Origin of the sequence: Halogeometricum limi, assembly GCF_900115785.1 — an archaeon.
Lineage (GTDB): Archaea > Halobacteriota > Halobacteria > Halobacteriales > Haloferacaceae > Halogeometricum > Halogeometricum limi.
The window spans coordinates 141,814-166,797 of the sequence record NZ_FOYS01000007.1 but is presented as its reverse complement, the minus strand read 5'-3'; the positions used below and the strand labels follow the sequence as shown (position 1 = coordinate 166,797).

General features: G+C 66.8%; 21 protein-coding genes and 1 tRNA gene. 12 read left to right on the top strand and 10 right to left on the bottom strand.

The genetic code is table 11. The features are described 5' to 3' along the window. Positions 1–83 precede the first annotated feature (83 nt). From BM282_RS17555 to BM282_RS17540, 4 genes are all read right to left on the bottom strand, one after another. Positions 84–1,244, bottom strand: a complete 1,161-nt coding sequence (locus BM282_RS17555; protein ID WP_089883467.1) for an ABC transporter ATP-binding protein — start codon at positions 1,242–1,244, stop codon at positions 84–86. Next, entirely contained in the window at positions 1,234–2,838 is a 1,605-nt protein-coding gene (locus BM282_RS17550) for an ABC transporter permease (RefSeq protein ID WP_089883465.1), read from the bottom strand. Before BM282_RS17550 ends, BM282_RS17555 begins: the two co-directional genes overlap by 11 nt. A gap of 10 nt (positions 2,839–2,848) precedes the next feature. Continuing rightward, entirely contained in the window at positions 2,849–4,027 is a 1,179-nt protein-coding gene (locus tag BM282_RS17545; RefSeq protein ID WP_089883463.1) for an extracellular solute-binding protein, read from the bottom strand. A 72-nt stretch (positions 4,028–4,099) separates the two neighbouring features. Then, entirely contained in the window at positions 4,100–5,266 is a 1,167-nt protein-coding gene (locus tag BM282_RS17540) for an alpha-1 4-glucan-protein synthase (RefSeq protein ID WP_089883462.1), read from the bottom strand. A gap of 137 nt (positions 5,267–5,403) precedes the next feature. Here BM282_RS17540 and BM282_RS17535 point away from each other — a divergent pair, with 137 nt between their 5' ends. Further along, complete coding sequence (locus tag BM282_RS17535; protein WP_089883526.1) at positions 5,404–5,904, top strand: HPP family protein; 501 nt, start codon at positions 5,404–5,406, stop codon at positions 5,902–5,904. On the opposite strand, the gene BM282_RS17530 is transcribed toward BM282_RS17535, so the two are convergent. Continuing rightward, the gene (locus BM282_RS17530; protein ID WP_089883460.1) at positions 5,868–8,243 is read right to left on the bottom strand and encodes a DEAD/DEAH box helicase; all 2,376 of its coding nucleotides are present in this window, start codon (positions 8,241–8,243) and stop codon (positions 5,868–5,870) included. The genes BM282_RS17535 and BM282_RS17530 overlap by 37 nt on opposite strands. A 129-nt stretch (positions 8,244–8,372) precedes the next feature. On the opposite strand from BM282_RS17530, the gene BM282_RS17525 reads away from it, so the two are divergent. The 4 genes from BM282_RS17525 (at position 8,373) to BM282_RS17510 (ending at position 11,522) form a co-directional block, all read left to right on the top strand. Then, a complete protein-coding gene (locus BM282_RS17525; protein WP_089883458.1) occupies positions 8,373–8,801 on the top strand; it encodes a DCC1-like thiol-disulfide oxidoreductase family protein in 429 nt (142 codons plus the stop codon). Further along, complete coding sequence (locus tag BM282_RS17520) at positions 8,802–9,305, top strand: GIY-YIG nuclease family protein (protein WP_089883456.1); 504 nt, start codon at positions 8,802–8,804, stop codon at positions 9,303–9,305. A 203-nt stretch (positions 9,306–9,508) separates the two neighbouring features. Then, entirely contained in the window at positions 9,509–10,297 is a 789-nt protein-coding gene (locus tag BM282_RS17515) for a helix-turn-helix transcriptional regulator (RefSeq protein ID WP_089883454.1), read from the top strand. An 82-nt stretch (positions 10,298–10,379) separates the two neighbouring features. Next, positions 10,380–11,522 carry a pyridoxal phosphate-dependent aminotransferase gene (locus tag BM282_RS17510; protein WP_089883452.1) on the top strand — a complete coding sequence of 381 codons (1,143 nt, stop codon included), beginning with the start codon at positions 10,380–10,382 and terminating at the stop codon, positions 11,520–11,522. 29 nt (positions 11,523–11,551) lie between these two features. Here the strand turns inward: BM282_RS17510 and BM282_RS17505 are convergent, their stop codons facing one another. Then, positions 11,552–14,680, bottom strand: a complete 3,129-nt coding sequence (locus BM282_RS17505) for an FAD-binding and (Fe-S)-binding domain-containing protein (protein ID WP_089883450.1) — start codon at positions 14,678–14,680, stop codon at positions 11,552–11,554. 308 nt (positions 14,681–14,988) lie between these two features. Here BM282_RS17505 and BM282_RS17500 point away from each other — a divergent pair, with 308 nt between their 5' ends. After that, entirely contained in the window at positions 14,989–15,285 is a 297-nt protein-coding gene (locus BM282_RS17500; protein ID WP_089883448.1) for a PRC-barrel domain-containing protein, read from the top strand. A 33-nt stretch (positions 15,286–15,318) separates the two neighbouring features. Here the strand turns inward: BM282_RS17500 and BM282_RS17495 are convergent, their stop codons facing one another. Further along, positions 15,319–16,773, bottom strand: a complete 1,455-nt coding sequence (locus BM282_RS17495) for a DHH family phosphoesterase (protein WP_089883446.1) — start codon at positions 16,771–16,773, stop codon at positions 15,319–15,321. 190 nt (positions 16,774–16,963) lie between these two features. Here BM282_RS17495 and BM282_RS17490 point away from each other — a divergent pair. Further along, positions 16,964–17,037, top strand: a tRNA-Lys gene (locus tag BM282_RS17490). 223 nt (positions 17,038–17,260) lie between these two features. Then, on the top strand, positions 17,261–17,479 hold the full coding sequence (locus tag BM282_RS18290; protein WP_139229756.1) for a hypothetical protein: 219 nt from the start codon (positions 17,261–17,263) through the stop codon (positions 17,477–17,479). On the opposite strand, the gene BM282_RS17480 is transcribed toward BM282_RS18290, so the two are convergent. Next, positions 17,399–17,755, bottom strand: coding sequence for a hypothetical protein (locus BM282_RS17480; RefSeq protein WP_245758407.1), 357 nt, complete (start codon positions 17,753–17,755; stop codon positions 17,399–17,401). The two genes, BM282_RS18290 and BM282_RS17480, sit on opposite strands and share 81 nt — an antisense overlap. 124 nt (positions 17,756–17,879) lie before the next feature. Further along, a complete protein-coding gene (locus tag BM282_RS17475) occupies positions 17,880–18,368 on the bottom strand; it encodes an Lrp/AsnC family transcriptional regulator (RefSeq protein ID WP_089883440.1) in 489 nt (162 codons plus the stop codon). 196 nt (positions 18,369–18,564) lie between these two features. Between BM282_RS17475 and BM282_RS17470 the strand changes: the two genes are divergently transcribed. From BM282_RS17470 to BM282_RS17455, 4 genes are read left to right on the top strand one after another with little or no spacing between them, the layout of a single operon-like run. Continuing rightward, entirely contained in the window at positions 18,565–19,524 is a 960-nt protein-coding gene (locus BM282_RS17470; protein WP_089883439.1) for a DMT family transporter, read from the top strand. Positions 19,525–19,577: 53 nt separating this feature from the next. Beyond that, positions 19,578–20,858, top strand: a complete 1,281-nt coding sequence (locus BM282_RS17465; protein ID WP_089883437.1) for an MFS transporter — start codon at positions 19,578–19,580, stop codon at positions 20,856–20,858. 60 nt (positions 20,859–20,918) lie between these two features. Continuing rightward, entirely contained in the window at positions 20,919–21,473 is a 555-nt protein-coding gene (locus BM282_RS17460; protein WP_089883436.1) for a hypothetical protein, read from the top strand. A 47-nt stretch (positions 21,474–21,520) separates the two neighbouring features. Continuing rightward, entirely contained in the window at positions 21,521–22,999 is a 1,479-nt protein-coding gene (locus BM282_RS17455) for an alpha/beta hydrolase (RefSeq protein ID WP_089883434.1), read from the top strand. Positions 23,000–23,003: 4 nt separating this feature from the next. Here BM282_RS17455 and thrS read toward each other — a convergent pair whose 3' ends face one another. Then, positions 23,004–24,929 carry a threonine--tRNA ligase gene (gene thrS, locus BM282_RS17450; RefSeq protein ID WP_089883432.1) on the bottom strand — a complete coding sequence of 642 codons (1,926 nt, stop codon included), beginning with the start codon at positions 24,927–24,929 and terminating at the stop codon, positions 23,004–23,006. Positions 24,930–24,984: the final 55 nt, after the last annotated feature.

Sequence of the window (24,984 nt, the reverse complement as noted above, 5' to 3'; positions counted from 1 at the left end):
GAGCTGTCAGTCGGCGGTTCGGGCGTCGTCGGTCGGCCGCTGCGCCCCCGGGGACTCGGTCGCTCCGCTCCCGTCGGTCTCGCTCATTTCTCGTCCTCCGGTCGCTGCTCTCGCGGGAACCACGCCAGCTCGTGTCCCGCCTCTATCTCCACGACGACGGGTCCCGAATCGGGAACGTCCTCGTCGTGGTTGTGCATGCACTGGACGGGTTCGCCCGTCTCTAACTCCACTTCGTAGAGGAACGTCGGACCGAGGTAACGGCGGGCGGTGACGCGGCCGGAGGGTTCCTCGTCCGGACCGCAGGCGCGAACCGATACGTCGTCGGGGCGGACCAGCACGTCGATACGAGTCTGGTCGTACTCGGGGGCGAGGCCGTGAATCTGCTCGCGCGGGACGCAGCCGAGGTCCGTCTCCACGCAGTCGCCGGCGACGTGCCCGGGGATGAAACTCGCGTAGCCGAGGAAGCCGGCGACGAAGCGGGATTCTGGGTGCTGGAAGACGTTCTCGGGGTCGCCCGCCTGCTCTAAGTCGCCGTCGTTCATCACGGCGACGCGGTCGGAGATGGAGAGCGCTTCCTCCTGGTCGTGGGTGACCGAAATCGCGGTCACGCCCGCCTCCTTCAGGATGCGGCGCACCTCCTCGCGCATCTGCACGCGCAGGTCGACGTCGAGGTTCGAGAACGGTTCGTCGAGGAGGAGGATGTCCGGTTCGGGCGCGAGCGACCGCGCGAGGGCGACGCGTTGTTGCTGGCCGCCGGAGAGTTCGTCGGGGTAGCTCTCGCCTTGTCCCGAGAGGTCGACCAGTTCCAGCAGGTCGTCGACGCGCCGCTCTCGTTCCTCCTCGGAGAGGTCGACGAGGCCGAACGCGATGTTCTCGCGGGCGGTGAGGTGGGGAAACAGCGCGAACTCCTGAAAGACGACGCCGACGCCGCGTTCCTCCGGTGGGACGAAGCTCGCCCCCGAGACGGTCCGGCCGTTGAGTCGGACGTCGCCGCCGTCGGGTCGTTCCAGTCCGGCGAGGAGGCGAAGCGTCGTCGTCTTCCCGCACCCGGACGGCCCGAGAAGCGTGAGAATCTCGCCCTCTCGAACCGACAGCGACAGGTCGTGGATGACTTCCTCCGACCCGTAGGACTTCTTCAGTCCGTCGAGTTCGAGGACGACGTCCGACTCCGCGTCGGCCCGTCCGTTGCGCATCTCTGGAGTCGGTTCCGATTCGGGTTGGGTCGTAGTAGTGCTATTTGACATCGTATCCCTCTTGCGTGATGATGACGAGCATCGACAGCCCCGAGACGAAGAGGAGGACGAGGGCTGGAATCGCCGCCTGTCCGAAGTACCCCGACGCGTGTGCTGTCCAGATGTGCGTCACGAGCGTCTTAAAACCCGACGGCCGCAGCAACAGCGTCGCCGGGAGTTCTTTCATCGTGGTGAGAAACACCAGCGCCGCGCCGCCGAACAGGCCGGGAGCGACGAGCGGAAGCGTGACGTGACGGAACGCGCCGACCGAGGTTCGTCCGAGCGTTCGCGCCGCCTCGGGAAGCGAGGGGTCGACGCGCAGGAACGACGCGCGAAGCGACCCCACCGCCTGCGGGAGAAAGCGGATGACGTACGCGAAGACGAGGAGGTACAGCGACGGGTAGATAGGTGCGCCGACGCTCGACCCGAAGAAGACGAGTGCGAGGCCGAGGACGACGCCGGGGACGGCGTAGCCGACGTACGTCGCGCGCTCGAACAGCGGCGACAGCCGGGTGCTGTGCCGCGCCGAGAGGTACGCCACCGGGAGGCCGGCGACGATGGCGACGAGGGCGGCGGCCGTCGAGACGGAGACGGAGTTGAAGACGTACTCCCACTGGAACGCGAGCGACTGGTTCACCGAGGCGTTCCCCGCCCCCAGCCACGTCACGAGGATGGCGAGGGGGACGACGAGCGCGAGTCCGGCGACGGACGCGCAGAACGCCATCGCGGGGAGTTTCCACGCGCCGAGGGGGACGACGTCGCGCGAACGGCCTCCGGCGGAGGTGCGTTCGTTCCCGCGAATCTTCGACTCCAACCAGAGGATGACGAACGTGACGCCGACGAGTTGCAACGAGAGGAGCGTGGCGGTGTCGCGGCCGAACGCGCCGAACTCGACGTAGATGACGCGCGTGAACACGTCGTAGCGCATGATGGAGGGAGTCCCGAAGTCCGAGAGCGCGTACAGCGACGCGAGCAGTGCGCCCGCGGCGACGGCGGGCCGAATCTGCGGGAGGGTGACGCGCTTGAACGCGTCCCAGCGACTGTGTTCGAGTGTCCGCGCGGCGTCGATGAGCGTCGTGTCCATCGACTTCAGCGACGCCCGGGCGGTGATGTAGACGTAGGGATAGGTGTACAGCGTCAACACGAGCACCGCGCCCTGCAGTCCGTAAATCTCGGGAATGCGCTCGACGCCGAGCGGTGCGAGGAGACGCTGGAAGTCGCCCTGCGGGCCGAACGCCGAGACGAACGCGAACGCGCCGATGTAGCTCGGGATGACGAGCGGCAGGGAGACGGCGACGGTCCAGAACCGGTGGAACGGGAGGTCCGTCCGCACGGTGAGATACGCCAACGGGACGCCGAGTGCGACGCAGGCCGCCGTCGTCACCGCGACGAGGACGGTGCTGTTGACGAACACTTCGAGCGTCGTCGGACGGGCGAGCAGCGAGAGCGCCTCCGTCAGTCCCACGTCGAGGCTGGTCTTGACCAACCAGAGGACGGGGAGGACGACGGCGGCGGCGACGGCCCCACTCGCGAGCGTCAGACCCAGCGGTGCGTCGCTGGACTCGTCGGGGCCGTCGTCGGTGGTCGTTCGCTGCTCTGTCGCCATGTGTGGTCTGTTACAGCACGCCGGTGTCCCGAAGGAGCGCGATGGTTCCTTCGAGGTCCGACAGTTGTGTCAGGTCTAACTCGTCCGGCGGGTTCAACTCGTCGATAGTCGGCAGGCGGCCGATGGGTTCGATTTCGGGGACGAGGGGGTACTCGAACGTCGTTCGCGCGAAGTAGTCCTGCGCCTCGGCGGAGAGGAGGTGCCGGACGAAGTTCGCGGCCAGCGAGTCGTCTTCGGCGGTGTCGAGGACGGCGGCACCGGCGACGTTGAACACGGCACCTGCGTCGCCGCGGGTGAACGCCGTCCCGATGGGGGCGTTCTGACCGCGCTGGGCGATGAGGCGCTGGATGTAGTAGTGGTTCGTAAAGCCCGCGGAAATCTCGCCGTCGGCGACGGCGCGGGCCACCTGGAACTCGTCGGGGTACTGGTTCACGCCGAGTTCCTGGATGCCGTTCAGCCACTCGCGCGTCGCCTCCTCGCCTTCGAGGATACGCATCGCGGTGATGAACGCCTGGAACGACGAGTAGGTGGGTGCCCAGCCGAGTTCGCCGTCGAACGACGACTGCTCGGGGAACGCCATGATGTCGTCCGGGATGTCCTCTTGCGCGAAGGTCTCGGTGTTGTACGGGATAGAGCGCGCGCGCCCGGACGTTCCGATCCACATCCCGTCGGGGTCGTGGAAGTTGTCGGGGACGAACTCCAGAACCTCATCGGGGAGTTGTTGGGTTCGTTCGCGGTCTTTCAGCGCGCCGAGCGCGCCGGCGTTGACCGAGTAGAACACGTCCGCGGGGCTGTTCTGCCCCTCGGTCTGAATCTGGCTGACGAGTTCGGCGGCCGAGTTGTAGAGCGGGCGAACGGTGAAGTTCGGGTAGAGCTCCTCGATGTAGGAGATGAGTTCGCCGACGAGGGCTTCGCCGCGACCGGAGTACAGCGTGAGTTCGCCCTCCAAGTCCGGCATCTCGGTCATCGAGACGCCGCCGGAGAGGTCGCGGTCGCCGAACGGCGACCGACCGGACCCGATCTGTTCGGGCGCAGAGCCGCCACCGCCGGTCGACGTCTCCGTCTCTGTCTCGTCGCCACCGTTCATCAGTCCGTTACAGCCCGCGAGGCCGGCGATTCCTGCGGCCGTCGCGGCTCCGAGGAACCGACGGCGACTTCGGCCGCGCGGCTCATCGTCTTGCTCGTCCATGTTTGTTTTAGGTATGCCTAAATCGTTTATAGCTTCCGGTTCGAGAATCGGGGGGTCGTCGCCGGGCGTCGTTCAGTCGTCGGCGACTGCGGCGGTGGCGGGGTTGGTCTGCGCGTCGATGTCGTCCAGACACGCCAGCCAGTCCTGCCAGTACTCGCCGCAGTAGTTCAGGAACGACCCGTTGTTCCACTCGGAGAAGTCGCCGTCGGCGAGGGCGTCGGCCATCGCTTCGGCCGCCTCCGTCCACGTCGTCGCGTCGTCGCCCGCGGCGTCGACGACTTCCCAGACGTGTTCGTTCAGTTCGAGGCCCGGGACCTCGTTGTTCAGGTCGTCGAAGGTCGGCCGCGGCGCTTTGTTGTGCTCGCAGAGGGGGTAGCCCGTCAGCACCTCGCCGTCGAGGAGGTCGGCCGCGCGCTTCAAGAAGACGCCCGACCAGATGTCGTCGAACCGGCCCACGTCCCACTCGTTGTCGTCCATCGGCAGTTGGTAGAACGCCGGAATCACGTCGCGTTCGAACGCGAGGTTCATCGAACAGACGGTGGTGTACTGTCCCTCGTCGACGACGAAGTCGCCCGTGAAGTCCGCCTTCTCCGTCCGCGTCTGCGCCTGCCCCTTCAGGTCGCCGTCCATCAGGATTCGAACGGCGTCCAGGTCGGGGACGTTCGTCCAGAGACCCTGCGAGGCGACGACGTTCTCCACGTCGCGCGGTTCGGTCTCGACGTCCTCGTCCATCGCGGAGTAGGGGTAACCGCGCGGGTACAGACCGTGTTCCTCGGCGTTCTGGTAGAGCACGTTCACCCACCGTTCGTCCGACCGGACCGACTCCATCTCGCCCTCGTAGTCGAGGTTCTCTAAGTGACGGCCGAAGAAGTCCCACTCCTCGTGCGGGAGGGTGTCGTCGTCGATGAAAACGCCGCGTTCGAAGCGCGGATGCGCCCACATGTAGAGCAGTCCGAAACTGGTCTGGGCGTGCGAGGCGGCCGGAATCAGGTGCGTGTACGCCGAGAGGCCGTGCGACTCGAACCACTCCTCGCGACGAGAACCGTCGTACACCGCGCCCGAGACGCCCTCGTCTTCGAGCATCGCCTCCATCTCGTCGGTGTCGCAGAAGTCCTCGGTGACGAGGAGGACGAACAGTCTGTCGAGGTCGAACCCGTGCTCACGGGCGTTCTCGAAGTACGCTCGCATGCACTCGAACTCCCGTATTGTCGGGACGACGACGCAGATGTCTTCGCTCATTACTCCCTTGTGTTTAGGCTACCCTAAAATCTCTGTCGTTCTCGACTCGACCCGGTTCGAACCGATTCGAATCGGTTCGGTTCGACCGCTCGGCCCGATTCGTGGTATTCATGCCGTTCGACGGCGGACCACCGACCGTGTCCCGCCCCGTCGCTGTCGGCGTTCGCGCGACGCTCCTCTTGACGCTCGCAGGCGTGACTGCGTGGGTCACGGGCGTGCCCGCTCTGTTCCCGAGTCTCGGTCCCTCGGCGTTCGTCCTCGCCGTCCGAGACCAGGGACCGACGCCGCGGACGGTTCTGGGTGGTCACGCCATCGGTGCCGTCTGCGGGTTCTTCACCTACCTCGCCGTCTCGACGCTCCTTCCCGTGCCGGCGACGCCCCTCGACTTCCACCCGCCGTGGCTGATTCTGAGCGGCGTCGTCGCCGTGGGCCTCACGAGTACCGGGATGCTCGCTCTCTCCGCCGTCCACCCGCCGGCCTGCGCAACGACGCTCATCGTCTCGCTCGGCCTGATGTCCACGCCGAGGGAAGTCGCGTTCGTCCTCCCGGCGGTGGCGTCGCTTCTCGTCGTGGACCGACTCCTCGAACTAACGGCGACCCGCTACGCCTCGTCGCCGGTCAACGCGTTCAACAGGTAGACCGCCTCTCGCTTCGACAGGGGGTCGTTCGCGTTCCCGCACTGCGGCGACTGCACGCAGGCCGGACAGCCGTCTTCACACGGGCAGTCGCGAATCATCCCGTGAGTCCGCCGGAGAAGCGTCTCAACTTCGTCGTACCCGCTCTCGGTCAGGCCGACGCCACCGGGGTAGCCGTCGTAGACGAAGATAGTGGGTTGGTCGGTGTGCGGGTGGTGCGGCGTCGACAGGCCGCCGATGTCGCCCCGGTCGCAGAGAAACGAGAGGGGAAACAGCGATATCATCCCGTGTTCGGCGGCGTGGATGCCGCCGTTGAAGCCGTACTCGCCGCCGGAGAACCCGTACTGACCGGCGCCGTCCTCGCGCGATTCCTCGCCGATACTCCGCATCTGCACCTCCACGTCCCGCGGGACGGTGACGTACAGCGCCTTCGTCCGGAGCGTCGTCTCCGGGAGGTCCAGCGACTCGCGGCCGATAGCCTCCCCTCGCTTCGGGTCGCGACGCTCGAAGCCCGTAATCTGCTTTCGCATCGTCACCTCGGCGAACCGAACCTCGGTGTCCGCCCGCGCCGAGAGCGGTTTCGCCTTCAGGTCGGCTTCGACGGTAACCTCCTTGTCGTGCAGGACGCGCGTGTAGTAGTCCGCCCACGTCGGTTGCAGGACGGCGGTGTCCCGGTCCAAATCGAGTTTCGCCACCTCGTACGTCTGCCCCTGATGGTGGTATATCGCGCCGGGGTGGGCGTCGCGGAGGGCGTCGCCGAACGACAGCGACGCGAGGACGTCGTTCGAACGGCCGTCCAACAGGTCCACCTCGCGGCTCTCGATGGTTCGCAGACTCATCTCGTGCTGTGGACTGCCGCCGCCCGAGTACGTCCAGCGGACGCCTCGGTCGGTGTCGCGGCGTTCGAGCCGTTCCTCGCGCTCTAACCCGGCCACCACGTCCGGCGTCGTCTCGCCGAAGTGTCTGTCGTCGTCGGGTTTCAGCCAGTTCTCCGCGGCGGCGCTGGCGACGTGCGCGGGGAGGAGTTCCTCGTTTTCGGGGTTGCAGATGGCTCGCTCCGGTTCGCCGTTCCAGAACTCCTCGGGGTGGCGCATGAGGTACTGGTCGAGTTGGTCCTCGCCGCCGACGAGGACGACGAGTGCGTCGTCGTTCCCTCGCCCCGCCCGACCCGCCTGCTGGAACGCCGACATCCGCGTGCCGGGGTAGCCGTCGATGACGACGGCGTCCAACCCGCCCACGTCGACGCCGAGTTCCAGCGCGTTCGTCGACCAGACGCCCGTCACGCTCCCGTCGTGCAGTCCGGCCTCTATCTCGCGTCGCTCGTCGTGCTTGAGAGCGGCTTGGTACGCCGAGACGCCCGCGGCCGCCTCGTTCTCGCCGCGCGTTCGGAGTTCGCTCGCGCTCTCGGTGGCGTAGCGTTCGGCGGCCTGACGCGCCCGCGTGAACGCGAGCGTCTGGTGGCCTCTCGACAGGAGGTCCACGAACAACTGCTTCGTCTCGACGTGACTGGACCGTCGCCGGCCGCTCCCGCGTCGGCCGTCCGCGTACTCCGGCGGGTTCCACAGCACCCAGTGCGTCGCGCCGGTTCCGCTCGTGTCCTCGTCGACGAGGCGGAACGTCCCCTCGCTCTTTCCGGTGATTCGCGCGGCGTGTTCGACGGGGTTGCCGATGGTCGCAGAGCAACAGACGTACTGCGGGTCGCTGTCGAATCGTTCGCAGATTCGGTTCAGACGGCGGAGCGTGAGGGCGACGTGACTCCCGAACACCCCGCGGTAGCCGTGCACCTCGTCTATCACCACCGTCTCCAGCGAGGAGAAGAACCACTCCCACAGGCGGTGCGCGTGCGGCAGGAGCGCGTAGTGGAGCATGTCTGGGTTCGAGAGCAGGACCGTCGGGCGGCGGCCGCGCACGTCGCGTTTCTCCGTCTTCGAGAGCCGTCCCGTGTACTGCTCGACGGAGACGCGACTGCCGAACCCGAGGCCGCGTGCGAGGTCAGACAGCGTCTCGTCCTGGTCGGCGACGAGGGCGTTCTGCGGGCCGAGATACAGCGTCCGACCGCCGTGGTCCATCGCTCGCTCGAACGCGGGGACGGTGTACGCGAGGCTCTTTCCGCTCGCCGTCTGCGTCGCGAGGACGACGTTCTCGCCGCCGCGAACGGCCGCTATGGCCTCGGCCTGGTGGCGGTACAGCGAGTCGATGTCGCGGTCTGCGAGCGCCGATTCGAGGCGCGATTCGAGCGGCACTTCCGCGAACTCGGGGTCGCGCGCCGGGAGTCGCCGGTGGTCGCGTATCTGCCCGTCGTAGTACGGTCGGTCCCGAAGCCACGCGATGAGTTCGTCCACACCGACTGTCGGGCCGAGACCGACCTGACGGTTACGGTCGGTCGGGTCGTCTCTCCGCCGTCTCTCTCGTCGTCGGGCCGTTTCGCCGTCGCCAGCACCGTTTTGTCCTCGCGGTCCTCAGTCACGACTATGCCCGACTACGACGCGGTTCTCGTGTACGACGGCGACTGTCCCTACTGCTCCATCGCGGCGAAGGCGCTGAAGGAACTGAAGAACGTGGGGGCGATATCCTGGTACGACGAGACGGCACAGGAGTTTCTCGAACGGCAGTTCGGCGAGACGCCGTTCGCGATGTTCCTCGTCGACAGCCGGGAGGACCGCGTCTACGCCGGCCGCTCCGCCGCCGAAGAACTCGCCGACAGAGCGGGGACGCCCGGAATCGTGAGTTCGCTCGTCCGCGACAACTACGACCGAATCGCGAAGGTCGTCGGCGCGGCCAGCGGCCGCGGACGCGACCCCGACGACTTCCACGACACCTACCCGCTGGACGAGGACGCCGCCGACCTGTTCGATGCCCTCGTCGACGCCGCCGCGGAGCGACCGGAAGCGCTCTCGTAGATGGTCTCGGTCCTGAACCCGGCCGACATCACCGAGAGACAGGACGAACTCGGCGTCGGCGACGGCGAGGCACCGCCGGGGACGTACGCGCTCGTCTTCGGAGTCTCGGACGCCGTCGAGACGAGCGTCGGGTCGCTCGGGACCGTTCGATTCCCGCCCGGCGGCTACGCGTACGTCGGGAGCGCGTTCGGTTCGAACGGCCTCGGCCGCGTCGACAGACATCGCCGCGTCGCCACGGGCGACCACGGCGTCCGCCACTGGCACGTCGACTCCCTCGGCGGTCACCCGGACGTCCGACTCGATGCGGTCGTCGCCGCGCCGAACGTCGACGCGGAGTGCGCCCTCGCCGAGGCACTCGACCCCGACACGTCGCCGGTCCGTGGCTTCGGCTCGTCGGACTGTGACTGTCGCGCACACCTCGCACACCGCGCGTCCGTCGAGACGCTCCGGTGTTCGGTCGTCGAGTTCTTCGAAGGGAAAGAACTGGGGGAGAGCCCCCAGTGACTGCGCCGGTCCGGGCAGGCCGACGCAGCGTGATTGCCGGTTGTCAGAGGCACCCCGGCAAGCTACTATTTTGCTCCTATTCATTTATACTCACCCGTCGAGTATCCTCCTCACAGATTGGTACTTGTATATAAAAACTTCTATCGTTTATATACTAATCTCAGTGCAAAATCTTATCATCACTGATATTCGACCTGAGTAGCATGTCGAGGCGGTCCGCACCGGAGGTTCTCTCACTCGTCGGCGACCGAGAGGACGTCCTGCGACACGTCGGTCTCACGGGACGGCGAAAACGCGACCTCGCGGAAGCGATGGCGCTCTCCCGTTCGACGCTCGACAGAGCGATTCGAGAACTGGCCGACGCCGGCCTCGTCGAACGCGGTGAGGAGGGCTACGCGCGGACGTTGTGCGGACAACTCGCCCTCGAAGAGTACGACCGGGCCGTACGGCGCGTCGAGGGTATCGTCTCTGGTAGCGCCGTCGTCGGCTCGCTCGACGCCGAGACGGCGTTCGACGCCGCCGTCCTCGCGGGCGCGGACGTCGTCGAGGCGAAGCGACCCTCGCCGCAAGAACCGCTCAGACGCCTCGGAAACATCCTCGAACGCGCCGACCACGCCGACGCCTTCTCGCCCGCTATCTTCCCGACGCAGGTCGACACCTACCACCGCCGCGTCGTACACGACGGACTGACCGCGAACGTCCTCGTCACCGGCGCCGTGACGAGTCGTCTCGTCTCCTCGTACTCCGACGAGACGAAGGAAGCGCTCCAGACCGGCCGACTGGAGGTTCGTTGGACGACCGACCTCCCCCCGTACAGCCTCCTCGTCGCCGAGACGCCGTCCGGCCCCGAACTCGGAATACTGACGTACGACGACACCGGCATCCTCGGGTTCGTCGGAAACGACACGTCCGACGCGGTGGCGTGGGGGCGACGCGAACACGCCCGGCGATGGGACGACGCCGAACCCTTGCCCGACATCGCGGCCGACTGACCGCTTCGCGCGCTTCGCGCTTCGTCTCGCGTCCGCTTCGCCGACCCAAACTGCTTATCCCCCGCGAGGTCAACTCCGGGCTATGTTCCCACCTCTCCCGTATCTGGAGTGGATATCCGGCCGCCCCGAGGCGGCCACGCACGACCTCGGTTCGAGCGACCTCCGCCGGACGCCGGACGGGTCCGGCGTCGTCCCCGACCGACTCGCGGGACTGCCGGACCCGCCGGACGACGTGACGCTCCGGTCCCAACTCGCGGACGAGTACGACGTCGCTCCGGAGAACGTCCTCGTCACCGCCGGCGCGACGCACGCGAACCTCCTCGCGGAGTCGGCCGCCCTCGCCGTCGCCGCCGAGAGCGGCGACGAGACCGACGCCGATTCGAACGAACCAGACGGCGACGGCGCGACGCAGGTGTTGGTGGAGAAACCCGGTTACCAACCGCTCGTCTCGACGCCCGGCGGACTCGGCGCGCGCGTCGACCGATACCTCCGTCCCGAAGACGACTACGCGCTCTCGGCGGACCGTATCGCCGCCGCGGCGAGAGACGGGTTCGGCCTCGCCGTCACCTCGAACCGACACAACCCGACGGGACGACTCACCTCGCGCGAAGCCCTCTCGGAGGCGGCGAAGGCCTGTCGCGACGCCGGCGGCTACCTCCTCGTCGACGAGGTGTACGCACCGTTCGTCGCCGACGAGGCGACCGACCAAGCCTTCGGCGGCGTCACCGGTGCGGGTCTCCCGAACACGATGATAACCGGGTCGTTGACGAAGTTCTACGGTCTCGGCGGCCTCCGAATCGGCTGGCTCATCGGTCCCGAGGAGACGCTGGACGCCGCGCGAGACGCCGCGTTCCACGTTCCCGCGGTGGCCGAACCGAGCCGGGCGCTCGCCCGCCGCGCGCTTTACAACCGCGAGGAACTCTCCGCGACGGCGCGCGAGCACCTCCGGGCGAATCACGAACTCCTCGCGTCGTTCGCCGCCGACCACGACGAACTCTCGGGGACGGTGTTCCCCGGCAGTTCCTTCGCCTTCCTCTCGCACGACCACGCCTCCGGCGACGAGGTGTCCGAGGCGGCGTGGGCGGAGGGCATTCTCGTCGTCCCCGGCCGGTTCTTCGACGACCCGTCCGGGTTCCGCGTCGCACTCGGCCGCGACCCGACGCACGTGGAAGCGGCCCTCGACGCCCTCTCCGACGTCCTCGCGTCGCTGTCGGCGACGGCCTAGTCGAGAAAAGACGGGTCGCGCACCCCGAATCAGGCGATGGCGTCGGCCAGCATCTCCACGGGGTGCGGCGGTTCGTCGTCGCCCTCGCGGTCACCGAGTTGCGACCGGCAGGACGCGCCGGGCGCGACGACGACGTCGCCCTCCGAGGCGTCGACCTGGTCGTACAGCGTTCCGGCGATGGCTTTCGACATCGAGTAGTGTTCGGCCTCGTAGCCGAAACTCCCCGCCATGCCGCAACACGACGAGTCCAGTGGGTCCACCCGGTAGCCCGCCCGTCGGAGGACGCCGACGGCGTGGTGGTCTTTCTTCGTGGACTTCTGGTGACAGTGGCCGTGGTAGGTGAGCGACCGCGACGGCGCGTTCGCCGCCACGACGTCGCGTTCGAGGAGTCGGAACGTGTCGAAGTACTCCATCACGCCGTACGTGCCGTCGGCGACGGCTTCGACGTCGTCGCCGGTGAGGAGGTCCAGGTAGTCGTGTTGGAACATCACGGCGTCGGAGGGTTCGACGACCACCACGTCCCACCCGTCGGCGACGAGTGGAGCGAGGGTGTCGACGTTCTGTCTGGCCTGTCGCCGCGCGAGGTCGACGAAGCCCTTCGAGTGCGGCGGTCGGCCCGACCCGGTGACGCCGTCGGGGATGCGGACGTGGACGCCCGCCGCCTCCAGGGCGCGGACGGCCGCCTTCCCCGCCTCGGGGTGGTTGAAGTTCGTGTACGTGTCGGGGAAGAAAAGCACCTTCGACTCCGCCTGCGCCTCGGGGATTCCGGCCCGTCCCCGCGACTCGAACCAGTCGGTGAACGACTCGCGGTGGAACGTCGGCAACTCGCGTTCGCGGGCGATTCCGAGCGTCTTCTCCATCGCGACGCGCGCGCCGGGCACCTTCGCGGCGAGGTTCGAGACGGGTGCGAGCGTGCTCCCGAGTTCCGAGAGGCGGTCGATGTTCGCGAACAGTCTGTCGCGGAGACTCGACCCGTTTCGCTGGTGGTACTCGTGGGTCACCTCCGTCTTCATCTTCGCCATGTCGACGCCGCTGGGACAGTCTTTGAGACAGCCCTTACAGCCGATACAGAGGTCCATCACCTCCTCGACGAACTCGTCTTCGAACTGCGCTTCTTCTCGCAGGTCCCCGCTCATCGCCTGCCGGAGCATGTTCGCTCGGCCGCGAGTGGACTGAATCTCCTCTTCTGCGGCGCGGAACGTCGGGCACATCACACCGCCGGTCGTCTCCTGCGGGCCGCGACAGCCACCGCACCCGTGACAGAGTTCGACCATCCCCTGCAGGCCGTTCTCGTTCGGCCAGTTCATCGCCGGGTCGAGGCCGGCGTCGAACTCGTACTCCGGCGAGAACCGGAGGTGTTCGGTCATGTCGTGCGCCCTCGTCGCCGCCGCGCCCTCGGGTCGTTCCTCGTCGTCCTGGTAGCCGCAGATGTTCCCGGGGTTGAGAATCCAGTCGGGGTCGAACGCCGTCTTCAGGTCGCGGAACGTCGCCCACAACTCGTCGCCGTACAGTTTCCGATTCCACTGCGTGCGGGCGCGGCCGTCGCCGTGTTCGCCCGAGACCGACCCGCCGTACTTCACGACGAGGTCCGTCACCTCGTCGGCGATGGCCTCGTACGTCTCCAGTCCCTCGACGGTCTTCGTGTCGACGAGGGGCCGGATGTGGAGCACGCCCGGTCCGGCGTGCGCGTAGTAGGAGGCGAACGTCCCTTTCTCCTCTAAGATGGCCTGGAAGTCGGCGACGAACGCCGGGAGGTTCGCCGCGGGGATGGCGGTGTCTTCGATGTACGCGATGTGCTTCGCGTCCGACGTGCGAGAGAGGAGGATGGGGAGGCCGGACTTGCGCATCTTCCAGAACTTCGCGCGCGTCTCGGCGTCGTGCGCCTCCATCGCCGCGACGGCGTACTGCTCTTTCTGCGTCGTCTCGGCCGCGCCCTCGCCGGGTTCGGCCTCCGTCGCCGCACCCGGAACTCGGTCGGCGACGAGGTCGGCCACCTGCTGTCGGCCGTGGTCGTCGTCCTCGGCGTAGAACTCCACGAGGAGGACCGAGTCGGTGCCGTCCGGGAGCATCCCGACCACGTCGCGGAACTCCGCCGTCTCGGCGGCCAGTCCGAGGAGGACGTCGTCCATCACCTCGACGGCGGCGGGGCCGTGTTCGAGGATGGGTTCGACGTCCTCCATCGCGTCCAACACGTCGTCGTACGTGAGAAGCGCCACCGCGGCCGTGTTCGGGACGGGTTCGAGAGAGACGGTGGCTTCGGTGACGATTCCCAGCGTTCCCTCGGACCCCGCGAGGAGTCGCGCGAGGTTCACCGTGCCGGGTTCGCTCTCGGGGTCGACGCCGGAGTCGTCCGGGAGTCGGCGTTCGCCGCGCATCTCGTCGACCAGCATGTCGAGGTTGTACCCCGAGACGTTCCGCTTCAGGTCGGGGTATCGCTCGGCGATGTCGTCGGCCCGTTCGTCCAGAATCGTCGCGACTTCGGCGTAGATTCGCTCTTCGAGCGTGCCCGTCGGGTCGCCCTCCTCGCGGAGCGTCTCCACCTCGACTTCGCCGAACGTCGTCACGGTGCCGTCCGCGAGGACGACTTCGGCCGATTCGAGGTAGTAGTCGGTCTTGCCGTACTTCAGCGAGTGCGCGCCGGTCGAGTTGTTGCCGACGGCACCGCCGAGTGCGGACTTGTCGCCCCACGCCGGGTCGGGGGCGAACTTCAGTCCGTGGGCTTCGAGTTCGCCGTTCAGGTCCCCGAGTCGGATACCCGCCTGCGCCGTCGCCGTCCCGGCGTCGGCGTCGACGTCGATGAGGGCGTCCATGTGGGTCAACAGGTCCAAGACGACGGCTTCGTTCACCGTCTGCCCGGCGAGACTCGTCCCGCCGCCGCGGGGCAGGACGGGTATCTCGCGGCGCGCGCAGTACTCCACCACGGCAACCACGTCGTCCGTCGACGTCGGCATCACCACGCCGACGGGCGTCTGCTCGTACGCGGAGGCGTCCGTCGCGTACAGTTGCCGCGTGTAGGTGTCGAAGCGCACGTCGCCGTCGACGAGCGATTCGAGGTCCGAGACGAGACCCGGACGGTCGACGTCGCCGTCGACGTAGTCGTAGTTCGCTCTGTCGTCCGCAGCAGGGTCTGCGGTGCGTTCACGAGAGTTCGATGCCATCTAGTACCACGACGTTCGGCGGTACCCCGTATAAAATCCCGGACGGCGGCACGGTGCGCGGGTGCGTGTGCGCCGTCGTGGTCGTTCCGCTGGACGTGTGCTCGTCGCTCCCGAACGATGCTCTCGTCGTTTTCCCCGCATTCTCCGGCAACCGGTGCCGGAATCGTGGCGAAGAGACTGTCCTTCCCGGGTGACTGTCGAACGGCGTGATACCTCGTCTGACGCCCGTCTGCCGCACCTCGCCCGAGGCGGGAGAACCGAGTCCGAGGCTACGAACAATTAAGGCGGATGACTTCCAGAGAGTGGACATGGACGGGACTCCCGAAGAGTTGACGACGCTCGTCGGGCGTGAGGTCTACTCGAACAACGGCGTGTTCGTGGGCGAAGTCGAGGACGTTCGCCTCGACCTCGACCGGCAAGCCGTGACCGGACTCGCGCTCGGACGACTCAACGACGAACTGTTCCAGAACCGAATCGAACGGGGCAAAGGCGTACTGCTGCCGTACCGCTGGGTCCGCGCCGTCGGCGACGTCATCCTCGTCAACGACGTCATCGAGCGACTGAAACAACCCGAAGAAGAGACCGAATCGACGCTCGTCGCCTGACGCGGCGGCTCTCGCCGCGCGAGTCCCGCGCGGTCAGTTTCCGTTTCCGCTCTCCGTACTCTCGACGCCCATCGCTTGAAACAGCTTTCGCCGAACCGCCTCCTCGGTGAGTTGCAACAGCGTATCGCGGTTGTCGTCGGACGTCTCGATACCCGTGAAGATGCCGAGCGGAATCTCGACGTCGCCCTGCGTGGAGTGGCCTCCGGCGTCGCCGATGCCCTCGAAGGCGTCCTGCAGGACGTTGCCGATGTTCATCCGGATGTCCTTCGACCGAGCCGAGAGGTAGATGTTGTTGTCGACGATACCGAAGACGGCAGTCGTCGTCACGCCCTCCAGATTGAGGAGATGCTGTGCGGCCTGTCCCAACGCGTCTCTGTCGCGGATGAAGCCCGCGTTCGAGACGAGGTGGCTCCCCTGCACGTCGCGGTTCTGGATGGCCTCGGCGAGGACGTCCAGCGTCTCCGGCGACATCGACGGCGACTCAACCTGTTCGAGGGTGTCGTGGTCGGCGAACGGGTAGAGGTACGCCGCGGCCGTCAGGTCCGCGGGCGTCGTCTCGCGCTTGAAGTCCAGCGTCTCCGCGCGGATGCCGTAGAGAAGCGCCGTCGCGACGGCTTCGCTCGGGCTGATGTTGAACTCCTGGATGTACTTCGTGAGGATGGTTGACGTCGAGGAGACGTTCGGCCGGACGTCGATGAACGCGGGGTCGATACCCTCGTCGGGTTCGAAGTGGTCGATGAAGATGTCCACCTCGGTGCCGATGTCGGGTTCGCCGGACTTCATGTGGTCGACGAGGGCGACGGCTCCGTACGCGGAGAGGTCCGGCGCCTCCGACAACGGCGTGAGGTCGATGCCGAGGAGGTTGACGAACGCCCGGTTCTCCTGGTGGCCCATGTCGCCGTCGTAGAGGATGTCCGCCTCCACGTCGTACTCGGCGGCGATGGCCTGCAACGCCGCCGCACTCGCGATGGAGTCGGGGTCGGGGTTGTCGTGCGTCAGGATGGCGAGCGTGCCTTCGCTGGCTTCGAGCAGTTCGGCCAGTTGGCGCGCCTTGTACTCCAGTTCGCCGGACTCCAAGGAGCGAAGCGCGGAGTCGGCGATGACCTCCGAGGGGTTGATGACGACGTCGGCGCCGAGCGTGTCGAGTTCGTCCTCGGAGACGGGGTCGGACGCGCGGACGACGATGAACTGGTCGCCGCCGCGTTCGCGGATGGCGGAGACGGCCGCCTTGTTCGCCTCGACGTCCGACGCGAGGATGAGGACCACGTCTCGGTCCCCGACCACGTCGGCGACTTCGGGGTCGGAGATATCGGTCGTCTGCGCGTTCAGGTCCTGGTCGCGGAGGGCTTCGACCCGGCTCTCGTCCTTGTCGAGGATGAGGACGTCTTTCCCCTCCTCGGCGAGTTCCTCGGCGACGGCGTGCCCTACGCTCCCGCACCCGAGAATCGCGTAGGTAGACATCGAGGATATCGTGACCCCAGCACTCATATCGTCTTCACGTCTGGTCGGACGACACTTAACAGCACTCGTTTCCGCGAGGCGGGCGAACGTCGCCGAAAAGCCGCGGACTGCGGGCCGGAGACGACCGCCCACGACCGCCACGCTCCGTGCGTTCGTCTCCCATCGCGACTCTTAAACGAAAGGTCTTTACTTACCCCGTGGATACGACGAAACGCACGGGCCGGTAGCTCAGTTAGGGAGAGCGTCTGACTCTTAATCAGACGGTCGAGGGTTCAAATCCCTTCCGGCCCGCTTTCGACGGTGCAGACACCGCGTCTCCATCCTCTCACACCCGCACTCCACAGGTGAGCGCCCGCGGTGTGCGGCACACCGAGTTTCCGGTGAAATCAACGGGAAGCGTTCTACAGACGTGTGAAAACGAGGTTTTAGAGATAGATTCTGTGACTCAGACCGCTCGCTGTTCAGTTTCACCCGCTGGTGAGCGTTTATACGGTGTGAAAGAAAACACGGGTCGATGCAGAACGACCGAACCGGACTGGTACTCGCGGTTCTCGTCCTCGGGACGGGCGTCGTCTTCGGCGCGTGGGTCGACGGGGGCCGTCGACTCGGCGACGCCGTCTCGGCGGTGGCCGTCGCGCCGGTGCAAGTCCCGTCAGACTTCGGCGCGACGCTGGGTCTGTTGCTGCTCTTCGTCGGAACCGTGGCGCTGGTTCGGCGCGTCGTCGCGCCGTGAGACGCTTCGGTCGATTCGACTCTCGATACCGGCGATTTCGGCGACGTGCCACGCGTTTCCGCGCCCGCCGACGCCCTCCATCTTCAACGGGACGCTCGCGCCCGCGGGGAGTCTTGATAACGCTTCTTCGACAGACGCGTCCTCGAACGAGACGAGTTGCCGTACCTCGTTCGTCGATTCGACCAGTACCGTCATCGCGCCGTGGTCGTTCATCGGCCACTCGATTCGGGCCGTGCGCGTCCGCATCTGGGATGGGTTGGTGGGGTGGGACCGCATGATTCTTACCAACGGTCACAACCTCTTAAACTCTTGTTTGCACAAGTTGAGTTTGTTATCAAAAAATGCGACCATCAGCAAAAGGTGAAGAACTATCTCGTCTCGATAGACGTTCGTTCGCTCTTCACTCGTCTTCGAGTAGTTCGTCCAAGAGCGTCTCTAACTCGTAGTTCTGGAGGACGCGCGCGCTGTCTCGAAGCGTCGACACGACGAACGTCGAGTTCGTCCGTTCGACTTCCTCCAGCGTCTCGAAGTCGGTGATGAGTCGTTCGACTTTCTCGCTCCCCGAGAGGTGTGCGACGACGATGAAGTCCGTCTCGCCCATCGTGAAGTACGCCTGCGTGACGCCCTCGACGTCGAGAATCTTCTCTTTGAAGTCGTGATGCGACCCGCTGTAGTCTGTCAGTATCTCGACGAGGACGGTGACGCCCAGTCCGACCTTCTCCAGGTCGACGTCGTACAGGTCGTTCTTGATAACGCCCGCCTCGCGGAGGTTGTTCAGTCGGTAGTGAATCGTCGAGACGGGGATGTCCGTCTCTTCGTGCAGTCGTTCGGGACTCCCTGTCTCCAGGTCGGATATGGCCTTCAGGAGGCGGATGTCGCGTTCGTCCATGACCGTGGTGTCTGTCCATACGTGGCGTGAGGGTTGTATGTTCCGCATCCTCGAACGAGTGAGCGTCTCGTACAACGAAAACGATTTGTGCCGATTTATAATGCATCAAATGCTTCTAATTTTGCTCCAGAATCGAATCTCGGGCAAACTCTTGTAGACAGATATAAAAACACGCGTCTGTGACGTTCGTGTATCCATGTCGCTCGGAACTCGCTCTGACACGTCCAACTGGAACGCCCTCCTCTTTCTCGCACTCGCGTGCTTTTGGGGAACGTCGTTCGTCGCTATCGAAGCCGGATTAGAGTACTTCCCGCCGGTCCTGTTCGCGGGCATCCGCTACGCCATCGCCGGCGTCGTCATCTTCGGCTACGCCGCGTGGACGACGGACCGGTGGTACCCCCGCGGCCGCGCCGAGTGGACCAGCGTCGGTATCGCGGGCGTGTTCATCATCGCCGCCTACCACGCACTGCTCTACCTCGGTGAGATGCACGTCAACGGTGCCGTCGCCGCCGTCGTCGTCAGTCTCACGCCGGTGCTGACCGCCGTGTTCGCCGCGGTGCTCTTAGACGAGTCGCTGGACGCCGTCGCCGGACTCGGCTTCCTCCTCGGTATCGCGGGCGTCGTCGTCGTCGCGGACCCCAACCCCGCGAACCTCCTGTCGTCGAACCTCCTCGGCATCGCCCTCATCTTCCTCGGCGGCGTGAGTTTCGCCGCCGGCGCGGTGCTCTCGACGCCGTTCCGAACCGACCTGCCGAGTGCGCCGACGCAGGCGTGGGCGATGCTCGTCGGTGCGGGCGTCCTCTTCGTCGGCGCGTTCGCGCGCGGCGAGTCGCCCGCCGCCATCGAGTGGACGACGACGGCCGTCGTCTCGCTGACGTACCTGACGCTCGTCTCCGGCGTCGTCGGCTTCCTCATCTACTTCGCCCTGCACGAACGCGTCGGCGCGACCGAAATCAACCTCGTCGGCTACCTCGAACCCGTCGTCGCCTCCCTCGCCGCGTGGGTCCTCCTCGGCCACGTCGTCGACCAGACGACGCTCGTCGGCTTCCTCGTCATCTTCGCCGGGTTCGCTCTCGTCAAGCGCGACACCATCCGTGCCCGCGTCTTCGGCGAGTCGACGCCCGCGGCGACCGGTCACGGCTACGACGCGGACTGACCCGACCTGCTACGAACCGAAACCACTTTTCGCCCCTCCGACTCACACCAACCGTGAATCGGGACAGTATCCAGTTCTACGCGCTCTATCTCACGCGGTTCGCGGGCGGGTTCGGCGTCATCACCCTCGTCACGCTCCTCCCGCAGTACATCCAGACGCTGGACCCCACGGGCGTCTCCGTCTTCGGTCTGTTCTCCGTCGGTGCCGGGTTCGTCATCGGCATGTACACGACGGGGTTCACGCTCGCCCAGACCGTCGCCGTCGTCCCCCTCGCGTGGGCGGGCGACAGACTGGACAAGGGGACGGTGCTCGTCTCCGTCCTCGCCCTCGGCACCGCCGCCTACGCGCTGTTTCCGTTCGTCGACTCCAGTCTCGCGTTCATCGGCGCCCGCGCGCTTCAGGGCGTCGCCGTCACGGGGGCGGGACTGATGTCGCTGGCGCTCGTCGGCGAGATATCGAGCGTCGGGACGCGCGCGAACAACATCGGGAAGGCCAACGCGTCGGCGTTCGCCGCCTCCATCCTCGGGAGTCTCTCCGCCGGACTGCTGTACGACGCCTTCGGCTTCACCTCCATCTTCGCCATCATCGTCGTCCTCATGACCGTCGCGACGGTCACCGTCTGGCTGTTCTTAGACGAGGACGAGACGCGCATCTCCGGCTTCCCGTTCTCCGACCTCGCGCTCAACCGCCGCATCCTCACCATCGCCAGTTTCCGCACCCAGTACGCCGTCGCCGTCACCCTCGTCCGCACGTGGATACCCATCTACGCCGGTCTCTCCGCAATCGACGGCGGCCTCGGCTACGCCAGCCTCGCCGTCTCGTTCACCGTCGTCGCCGAGAAGTTCACGAACATGCTGTTCCAACCGAAGATGGGAACGCTCTCGGACCGCTACGGCCGGGCCCTGTTCGTCTTCGTCGGCGGCGGTCTCTACGGCCTCATCGCCCTCGCGGTGCCGTTCTCGCCCGCCATCGGTGCCGCACTCGGTCTCCCGGAGACGTATCCCGTCCTCGGTCCGCTCTCGGCGGCCTTTCTCCCCCTCGTCGGCCTCTCGGGACTGCTCGGCGTCGCCGACAGCTTCCGCGAACCCGCGAGCATGGCGCTGTTCGCCGACGAGGGAACCGACGACGGCGGCGTCGCCTCCTCGTTCGGCATCCGCGAACTGCTCTGGCGGCCGGGGAGCGTCGCCGCACCCCTCGTCGGCGGCTGGCTGATGACCGAAGTCGGCATGGAGTGGGTGTTCTACGTCGGCGGCGCGTTCGCCATCACCGGCGTTTGCAGCTTCCTCGCCATCCTCGCGTACGACTTCGGCCCGGCCGCGCTGACCGAGTGGTGACGCTCCGACACCGGCCCGACGAATCAATACTTATCACGGGGGTTCACCTCGTACGAATCAATGTTCCGTGCGGACGCCCCCCCGGAGGAAGCGTACGAACGACTCCGCAAGACCCTCTGTTCGCTCCCAGAAGAAGCCGTCTCGCTCGCACAGGTGGCCGAGGAGTTCGACCGCGCCTACGGCGGACTGTTCCCCGACGTGAACGTCCCGCGCGCGATGCAGGACCTCATCGTCCTCGGCGAAGTCGAACTCTGCCGCGAGACGGAGTCGGGCGCGCGAGTCAGACTCCGCCACCAGTGGGGCGACTACGACCCCGACGACAGGCCCGAGGAACCGCTCCGCGCCGCCGGGACGGCGTGGCGGTGCTACGTCGCGCCAGACTTCCGCCGCCGCCGGACGGACCGTCTGTTCACGACCCGAGACGCCGCCTTCGACCACCTCCGCCGCGCGGGCGGCGTCGACCCGGACGAACTCGAACCGGTCTGGTTCCTCCGAGAGGTGTGGGCCGCCGGCCTCGAAACCGGCGAGACGGCCGTCGTCCGGCGCGAACCCATCTACGAGCGCGAGTCGGTCCACGGCGACTACTACGAGACGGAGAGCGACTTCGGCATCTAGTCTGACCTGACTATAGAGTGAAGATTTCTCGCCGCGTAGGGCGACGTATGGACAGCCTCGACACCCCTCGCGCACAGCGACTCATCGGGTCGCGTCTCGGCGGCCTGTTCGAGACGCGTACGTTCGAGACGGTCGCGCTCAGACGACTCCCGAGACAGTTCGCCGCCCGGCGCGCCCGCGCCGCCGCGGACGTGTCGCTCGGCGGCGGTCCGGCCGCGTTCCTCCGCGAGGTGGACGCCCCGCCGGCCCCGCACCTCCACGACCGAATCGAGACGGCGCTCGCCGCCTTCGCCGAGGTTCGGGAGGCGCACGAGGACGTGACCGACCGCTGGGAGGCGGCGTTCTGGGGCGACGAGGAGACGACGCCGGACGAACGCGTCGCCCTCGAACGAGAGCGGCGGCGGACGGACGCGACCCACGCGCGACCCGACGCGTTCGACTTCCTCGTCCGCGACCATCTCGTCCCGCCCGTCGCCTTCGACGTGCCCGACCCCGACGACGCCCGCGAACGCTGGGCGCACGAACTCGCCGAACCCGAGCGCCTGTACGCCTTCTCGGACTCGACGGTGACCGAGTCGCTCCCGCGTGTCTCCCGGTCGAAGACGGTGTTGGGACCGGGGACGGTGGAGTACCGCCTCCGCTTCGAGACGCCGTCGCTCCACGTCGGCGACACCGCGGAAGCCCGCGTGTACGAACCCGAGGACGCGGCGGACGGGCTTTCGACGGTGATATTCTTCTCTGGACTCGGCTCGCTCGGCGACCGACTCGGCTACTGGCCCGAAGAGGAGGCCGTCGGCCGCCGTCTCGCCCGACGCGGCTACCGCGTCGTCCTGCCGGACGCCCCGTGGCACGGCCGCCGCGAACCGCTCGGGTCGTACGCGGGCGAACCGTACCTCGCTCGCGCCCCCATCGGTCACCTCGAACTCTACGGCGCGGCCGCACAGGAGGCGGGCGTCCTCGTCGACTGGGCGCGGACCGAGGGCGCACCCGCCGTCGCCGTCGGCGGTCTGAGCCTCGGCGGCATCGTCTCGCTCCACGTTGCCGGACGGTGCGGCGACTGGCCGGCGTCGATGCGCCCGGACCTCGTCGCGCCCGTCGCCGCGATGGGGAGCGTGACGCAAGCGCTCACCGGGTCGCGTCTCGTCTCGCTTCTCGGCGTCGACGACGCCCTCTCCGCGGCCGGGTGGACCGGCGACGACCTGAACGACTTCGCCCCGTTGTTGAACCCGCCCGCGAAACCCGCGCTCTCGCCGGAGCGAATCCTCGCGTGCTACGGGTCGCGCGACGACGTGGCCTCCGCGGAGTCGATGGCGAGTCTCCTCCGTCGGTGGGACGTCCCCCGTCGCAACGTGGTGACGTGGGACCGCGGCCACCTCGGGACGACGATGCACCTCGTCCGCGACGATGCCTTCCAGCGACTCCTCGCGAAGGAACTGGACCGAATCGCGGCGATGCGTACGGACGACGCCGGGGACGAGACGGGCAGAGAAGACGAACCGGGGACGGCGGCCGAACCGACCGCCTGAGCGTTCAGTCCGCGAGGAAGTCGGGTTCGAGGCGCTTCTCCCCGTACTCGGCGTCGAGGTGGTCGCGGAACTCGTCGATGGAGACGTCCTTCGTCTCGCGTTCCTGTCGGTCACGCACGGAGATGGTTCCGGCCTCCTCCTCGTCGTCGCCGAGGACGAGCATGTACGGGACGTTGTCCTCCTGCGCCTCGCGAATCTTCCGGCCCAGCGTCCACGAACGGTCTTCGACCGAGACGCGGAAGTCGCCGAGTTCGTTCTTCACGCGGTGGGCGTAGCCCAGTTGGTCGTCGGAGATGGGGAGGATACGCACCTGTTCGGGCGCGAGCCAGAACGGGAACTTGCCGTTGAAGTGCTCGATGAGCACCATGAAGAACCGCTCGTAACTGCCGTACAGCGCGCGGTGAATCATCACCGGGCGGTGCTCCTCGTTGTCCTCGCCCGTGTACGTCAGGTCGAACCGCTCGGGCATGTTGAAGTCCACCTGCACCGTCGGCCCGTCCCACTTGCGGCCGAGGGCGTCCTCGAACGCGAAGTCTATCTTCGGCCCGTAAAACGCGCCGTCTCCGGGTTCGAGGTCGTAGTCGATGTTCTGGTTCTCGAGCACCGAGCGCAGTTGCGACTCGGCGTGCTCCCAGATTTCGTCGCTTCCGACGGACTTCTCCGGTCGCGTCGCGAGGGCGACGTGCGCGTCGAGGCCGAACGTGTCGAGCACCTCGTAGATGGAGTCCATCACCTGTCGAATCTCGGCCTCTATCTGCTCGGGTCGGCAGAACAGGTGGCCGTCGTCGATGGTGAACGACCAGACGCGCGAGAGGCCCGACAGTTCGCCGCGCTGTTCTTTCCGGTACACTTTGCCGTCCTCGAAGTAGCGGACGGGCAGGTCCCGGTACGACCACGAGTGCTGGTCGAAGATGGTCGCGTGGCCCGGGCAGTTCATCGGCTTCAGCCCGTACTCCTCGTCGTTCACGTCGAGGAGGAACATGTCGTCGACGTAGTTGTCGTAGTGGCCGGACTTCTTCCACAGTTCCGTGCGGAAGAGATGGGGCGTCTCGACGGGGTCGTAACCCGCGTCGACGTTCAACGACTCCGCGAAGCCCGACAGTTCCGAGAGAATCTTCTTGCCGTTCGGGTGGTAGAGCGGGAGACCCGGCCCCGTCACCTCGGGGATGGAGAAGAGGTCCATCTCGCGACCGATCTTTCGGTGGTCGCGCTCTTCGGCCTCCGCGCGCATCTCCATGTGGTCTTGCAGGTCCTTCTCGGACTCGAACGCCGTGCCGTACACGCGCGTGAGCGTCTCGTTCTCCTCGTCGCCGCGCCAGTAGGCCGAGGAGATGTTGAGCAGTTTCACCGCGCCGACTTCGCCCGTCGACTCGACGTGCGGCCCCTTACAGAGGTCCTGGAAGTCGCCCTGGACGTAGAACGAGAGTTCGTCGTCGCCAGCGGCCTCGTTCTCCAAGATGTCGCGCTTGTACGGGTTGTCCTCGTACAGTTCCAGCGCGTCTTCACGGGAGCGGAGTTCGCGTTCGACGGGGAGGTCCTCGTCGATAATCGCCTCCATCTCCTGCTCTATCTCGGCGAGGTCGTCGGCGTCTAAGTCGACGTCCGTCACGTCGTAGTAGAACCCCTCGTCCGTCGGCGGGCCGATGGCCAACTTCGCCTCGGGATGCAGTCGCTGGAGGGCCTGCGCGAACACGTGGGCGGCCGTGTGTCGGAGGACTCGCAGATACTCGTCGCTCTGGTCGGTGACGATGACGACCTGTGCGCCGTCGTGGACGGGGTCGGCCTTGTCGACGAGTTCGCCGTCGACGACACCGGCGACGGTGTCCTTCCCGAGTCCCGGTCCGATTGCGTAGGCGACGTCCCCGACCGTCGCACCCTCCTCGACGGACAGCTCCGAGCCGTCGGGGAGCGTCACAACGATTTCACTCATGTGCGTTCGGAATCGGAGCGGACGAATAAGTGTTTTTGAAGGCCGCGAGCGGTTC

Bases quoted from the DNA above. Each gene is read 5' to 3' on its own strand.
- BM282_RS17555 (WP_089883467.1), bottom strand. From the start codon at position 1,244: ATGTCAAATAGCACTACTACGACCCAACCCGAATCGGAACCGACTCCA.
- BM282_RS17550 (WP_089883465.1), bottom strand. From the start codon at position 2,838: ATGGCGACAGAGCAGCGAACGACCACCGACGACGGCCCCGACGAGTCC.
- BM282_RS17545 (WP_089883463.1), bottom strand. From the start codon at position 4,027: ATGGACGAGCAAGACGATGAGCCGCGCGGCCGAAGTCGCCGTCGGTTC.
- BM282_RS17540 (WP_089883462.1), bottom strand. From the start codon at position 5,266: ATGAGCGAAGACATCTGCGTCGTCGTCCCGACAATACGGGAGTTCGAG.
- BM282_RS17525 (WP_089883458.1), top strand. From the start codon at position 8,373: ATGCCCGACTACGACGCGGTTCTCGTGTACGACGGCGACTGTCCCTAC.
- BM282_RS17520 (WP_089883456.1), top strand. From the start codon at position 8,802: ATGGTCTCGGTCCTGAACCCGGCCGACATCACCGAGAGACAGGACGAA.
- BM282_RS17515 (WP_089883454.1), top strand. From the start codon at position 9,509: ATGTCGAGGCGGTCCGCACCGGAGGTTCTCTCACTCGTCGGCGACCGA.
- BM282_RS17510 (WP_089883452.1), top strand. From the start codon at position 10,380: ATGTTCCCACCTCTCCCGTATCTGGAGTGGATATCCGGCCGCCCCGAG.
- BM282_RS17505 (WP_089883450.1), bottom strand. From the start codon at position 14,680: ATGGCATCGAACTCTCGTGAACGCACCGCAGACCCTGCTGCGGACGAC.
- BM282_RS17500 (WP_089883448.1), top strand. From the start codon at position 14,989: ATGGACGGGACTCCCGAAGAGTTGACGACGCTCGTCGGGCGTGAGGTC.
- BM282_RS17495 (WP_089883446.1), bottom strand. From the start codon at position 16,773: ATGAGTGCTGGGGTCACGATATCCTCGATGTCTACCTACGCGATTCTC.
- BM282_RS18290 (WP_139229756.1), top strand. From the start codon at position 17,261: ATGCAGAACGACCGAACCGGACTGGTACTCGCGGTTCTCGTCCTCGGG.
- BM282_RS17480 (WP_245758407.1), bottom strand. From the start codon at position 17,755: ATGCGGTCCCACCCCACCAACCCATCCCAGATGCGGACGCGCACGGCC.
- BM282_RS17475 (WP_089883440.1), bottom strand. From the start codon at position 18,368: ATGGACGAACGCGACATCCGCCTCCTGAAGGCCATATCCGACCTGGAG.
- BM282_RS17470 (WP_089883439.1), top strand. From the start codon at position 18,565: ATGTCGCTCGGAACTCGCTCTGACACGTCCAACTGGAACGCCCTCCTC.
- BM282_RS17460 (WP_089883436.1), top strand. From the start codon at position 20,919: ATGTTCCGTGCGGACGCCCCCCCGGAGGAAGCGTACGAACGACTCCGC.
- BM282_RS17455 (WP_089883434.1), top strand. From the start codon at position 21,521: ATGGACAGCCTCGACACCCCTCGCGCACAGCGACTCATCGGGTCGCGT.
- thrS (WP_089883432.1), bottom strand. From the start codon at position 24,929: ATGAGTGAAATCGTTGTGACGCTCCCCGACGGCTCGGAGCTGTCCGTC.